Source organism: Novosphingobium sp. (assembly GCF_037133355.1).
GTDB lineage: Bacteria > Pseudomonadota > Alphaproteobacteria > Sphingomonadales > Sphingomonadaceae > Novosphingobium.
The window spans coordinates 1-3,764 of record NZ_JBAXOI010000046.1 but is presented as its reverse complement, the minus strand read 5'-3'; the positions used below and the strand labels follow the sequence as shown (position 1 = coordinate 3,764).

Annotated in this window: 4 protein-coding genes and 2 pseudogenes; 1 reads left to right on the top strand and 5 read right to left on the bottom strand. The window is 59.7% G+C overall.

Going from position 1 to position 3,764, the window contains the following annotated elements:
* Positions 1-65: 65 nt before the first annotated feature.
* A pseudogene (locus WCL10_RS20430) lies at positions 66-155 on the bottom strand (IS5/IS1182 family transposase); the annotation flags it as partial.
* A 168-nt stretch (positions 156-323) separates the two neighbouring features.
* On the opposite strand from WCL10_RS20430, the pseudogene WCL10_RS20425 reads away from it, so the two are divergent.
* Positions 324-728, top strand: a pseudogene (locus tag WCL10_RS20425) (transposase); the annotation flags it as partial.
* Here the strand turns inward: WCL10_RS20425 and WCL10_RS20420 are convergent.
* The 4 genes from WCL10_RS20420 to WCL10_RS20405 all read right to left on the bottom strand — a co-directional run.
* Positions 700-1,137 carry a hypothetical protein gene (locus WCL10_RS20420; RefSeq protein WP_336897484.1) on the bottom strand — a complete coding sequence of 146 codons (438 nt, stop codon included), beginning with the start codon at positions 1,135-1,137 and terminating at the stop codon, positions 700-702. The pseudogene WCL10_RS20425 and the gene WCL10_RS20420 sit on opposite strands and share 29 nt — an antisense overlap.
* Before the next feature lie 162 nt (positions 1,138-1,299).
* Positions 1,300-1,914 (bottom strand): hypothetical protein, encoded by a 615-nt coding sequence (locus WCL10_RS20415; RefSeq protein WP_336897483.1) that lies wholly within the window; start codon positions 1,912-1,914, stop codon positions 1,300-1,302.
* A gap of 87 nt (positions 1,915-2,001) precedes the next feature.
* Complete coding sequence (locus WCL10_RS20410; RefSeq protein WP_336897482.1) at positions 2,002-2,376, bottom strand: hypothetical protein; 375 nt, start codon at positions 2,374-2,376, stop codon at positions 2,002-2,004.
* Positions 2,377-2,418: 42 nt separating this feature from the next.
* A partial coding sequence (locus WCL10_RS20405) for a YfjI family protein (RefSeq protein ID WP_336897481.1) occupies positions 2,419-3,764 on the bottom strand: 1,346 nt, incomplete at its 5' end.

The window sequence follows — 3,764 nt, the reverse complement described above, 5'->3', positions numbered from 1 at the left end:
GCCGTAGAAGATGGCGACGCATGATCCGCAAACTTCTGCCAAAGTAGTGCTAGGCCGTGGACTCATTACGCGGCGCACCAGATGCGGGCAAAGATGAGCTTTACGGCGGCAAGATAGTTTTCCCGGCACTTGTCGTAGCGGGTGGCAATGCCCCGCAAATCCACGGCAATAAGCCTGTCCCACACTCCGGCTTCGCGCCAGCGGACCAGCCGGTTGTAATACCAAGGTGCATTGAACAGCACTCACGCGCCCATTGGCGCGTTCCGACGGTCATGTTGCGCCAACAGCTGATCTAGTAGCTGGGGTTTCCCGCACGGCGCCGTAAAACTGCCACGCTGGTCGCTGGCCTGCGCATGACCGGCATGGTTGCGCCGATGGTGCTGGACGGGCCGATCAACGGCGACTGGTTCGAAGCCTATGTGGCGCAGGTTCTGGTGCCCGAGCTGCGCCCCGGCGACGTGGTCATCATGGACAACCTCTCGAGCCACAAACGGGCCGCCGTGAAGGAAAGGATCGAAGCGGCCGGTGCAACCCTGCGCTTCCTTCCGCCATACAGCCCAGACTTCAATCCGATCGAGAAAGCCTTCTCCCGTCTCAAGGCCATGCTCCGAAAAGTGGGCGAGCGAACCGTCAGCGGGTTGTGGGACCTTATCGGCAGGCTCGTCGACATCTTCCAGTCAGACGAGTGTGCCAACTACTTCAAATCATGTGGCTATGAACCGGAATGAACGGAAACCGCTCTAGCCGCTCGCGGGCCGGCTTGCGGGCGTACTTGGACAGCCCCCGCAGACGGCTGGAGGCCTTGTTGATGGCGCGGTAGGCCCGGTGCACCTCGCACTCCCGCTGCGAGCCGTAGGCCACGCCCCAGCCGCGCACGGACGCGAAGTGCGTCTTGCCCGGCGGCAGCACCGGCGTGCTGCAGCGCCTGCCCGTGTGGGGGCACGGCGCGTTCCAGCGCTCCCCTTCGAAGCGCATGGGGGCGCTGTCGAGCCAGACGAGGCAGTAGATTCGCCTTCCGTGGGCGTGGCCTGTAATCTTGAGGCACGGGTACGCCTCGTGGCAGTCCACGTCGCAGACCAGCGTGAGCTGCGCCGGGACGCGCCCGTCGCAGGTCCACGAGAGGCTGCGGCGGTTCATGCAGTTCCGCTTGACCATACCGAGATGCTGCATCGAGCGTATGGAATCTTTCGAACTCGTTCAGTCCCACCTCAAAACAAAATCACTCAAATGTTATCGAAAATTAATTACGATCACGCCGTAGCAGGTCTTGCAAAGTGTGAGTACCGTAGCGCTCGCCGCTCAAGATTTGGACGCCCTCCGCAGCGAGAACCGCCCCCCGAGGGCGAGATCCCCGTTGCAACGCTCCTCGACCCGATCGAGGAAAGCTTCCTTCACAGCCATCCTTGCCATCAGCCTTGCGCGCGTCGTGCCGCGTGTGCGCAGTGGCAGCTTGCTGGAGGCTCTCTGAAGCCGTTTCAGGGCCTTATGTGCTCGCGTGACGGCATCTTCCCTCTGCGACCTGTAGGCCATCCCAGAGGCCTTCAGAGAGGCGAAAAAGTGGCCGGTCGGCGGCAGGATCAATTTGCAGCACAGCCTCTGGGTGGATGGGCAGAGAAAGTACCACCTCTTGCCGCCGAAACGCATCCGCCTAGCTACCAGCCGGACCGTCTGGTCGATCCTTTCGCCGAACGCTTCTCCCCTTATGCGCAGGAAGGGGGAGGCGATGTCGCCAGTGAAGAAGGTGCTGATGACAAGATCGCCGACCATAGTCTGGCCGGCCCGCCACTTGCGACTGAGGTGGTGATCACTGGCTGTGTCCAGCATGCCTTCCTTGCGAAGCTGCACGGTATCGATGGCTAAGCAGTTCTCGACGGTCGGCACGTAGGTTTTCTGCGGAGTTGCGTGAAAGGTCATTGGGGCACCCTTTTTGACCGAAATCTTCTGCGCAATGGTACTTTACACACCATGCAGCAGCCAGTCTGATCGGGGGCTGAATTGTGCTTATCCTCCTTCCTGTTCAGCCGCTTCTTGCATCAGTTTTGCGTTGTTGCTGCCCGTGCCACTTCTCTGGGTCAGTGGGGCCAGCCGTACCACAAAGGTGGTCGATTGGGTTGAGTGAGCCATCAGCCACTCATGCCCCATTTCTTCAGCGATGGCGGTCTTGTCGAGCACGGCGCGCTGGTGTCCAACAACCTCGGCGGCGTAATTTGAACCAAACCGTTCAGCCGAGGGGAGCTCGAGGATCAAAGCGCGCACCTCCCTGATGCGCCTGTCGATTTCGCCTTTCTGGGCACGTAATTCATGAAGCTCGTCGGCGGGATGAAGATTTGCGATCGTAGAGACCTCCTGCCCCCATGCGGCAGGTTCGCAGCACATGGGGGCTTTTGATGGTTTTGAAAGTAGGACTACTGGGGTTCTCTAGCGCTTTGCGGGCCCTGTGAGCGCCCTCGGGTTGACCCGATAAATTGCCGTAGACCGCCCCGCTTTTGGGCGAACGTCGATCTTGCGGAGCCAATCCAACTCCACCAGCAATTCAAGACCAGCCCTAACCTCCGGATCCCGAAGCCCGGCCCACCCCTTTTGCTTAATCTCCCGTGCTGTGAACCCGTCTGCAAGCTGACCACTCTGGATCTTCCTCAGGATAGCCCGGGCCGCCAATGAGCTGTCAGCTGAAGGAGCCATCGCGTAAATGCGGCGTGCGTGAGCCTCGAGGTATTCTGCCCAGTCCAAGGCTTGCTGCACCGCTTGCACGCTCACAGGCCCCTCTCCTCCGCTGGCCAGATGGCAGATCATTGCAATGCGCGGGATCAACCCCCGGTACTTAGACAGGTGAGCCACCAATGCAGGAGCAAGATCAGCAGCAGGATCAGCCAGGCGATTTTCCAGATCTGTGCGCCAATCGGAGAAGGTCTGCCTTGCTGCTTCAGAAAAGCGGAAAAAGGGAACGCTCTCGTGGCCAGTATCAGGGTCCAGCTCCGCTCCAATTTCAACAAAACGCCTCTGGGCCAAACCCTCAAAACACTCAAAAGCCCTTCCTCGCGCTTGCGCGTCGGGCGGACGATCAGCTTCGACAAACTTACCATTGAGGTCTGGCATGCTCATAAGCTGCAAACGTTGCACCATCCCGTCGTCAAGGTTGCGCAGGGTTGACGCAATATACGCGCCTAGCCTTTTCGGCTGGGATGTGCCGATGACAGAAAGGTTCACCGCCGGGATCCTGATCGTTCCGCGGCCAATGCGGTCAAACGTGTATGCCTGATTGCCACCCCAGCCAGAGAGGAAAAAGCCGCGAGCGGAGACCTTCTCTTCCCGATCAAGGTCTGCGAACATAGTCATCAACTCGTCGCGATGAACGAGCACGCCATCGGGGTTCGCGGCACAGATCTCACCAAGCTTTTCGGCAGTACAGTCGCTCGTCAAGAACCTCTTTTCGGAGGGGGCCTCGGATGCTTCGAGCCCAAGCAGCTGCTGGGTTGCCTGCTCACGATAGGTCGGCGACACACCCGATTCCAAAGCTTCCTTGATCTGCCTCTCAACGGCAACTCGTTCCAGCTTAAGAAAACTTTGACCAGCATTATGGAGCTTGATCGCTTCCGCGTGCTCCCTTGCAGCCTTTGCCTCGAGGCGATTAATGGGTGCCAGTACCTGACTAAGAACCGGCGACTTGGCAGCTCCCGGCCTTGCCACAATGCACCCCCAGAGATTGGCGGTTTCCATCCAGTCGGTGTTGGCTTGCGGCTTGATCCCCGCCCTGCGGCCAATGA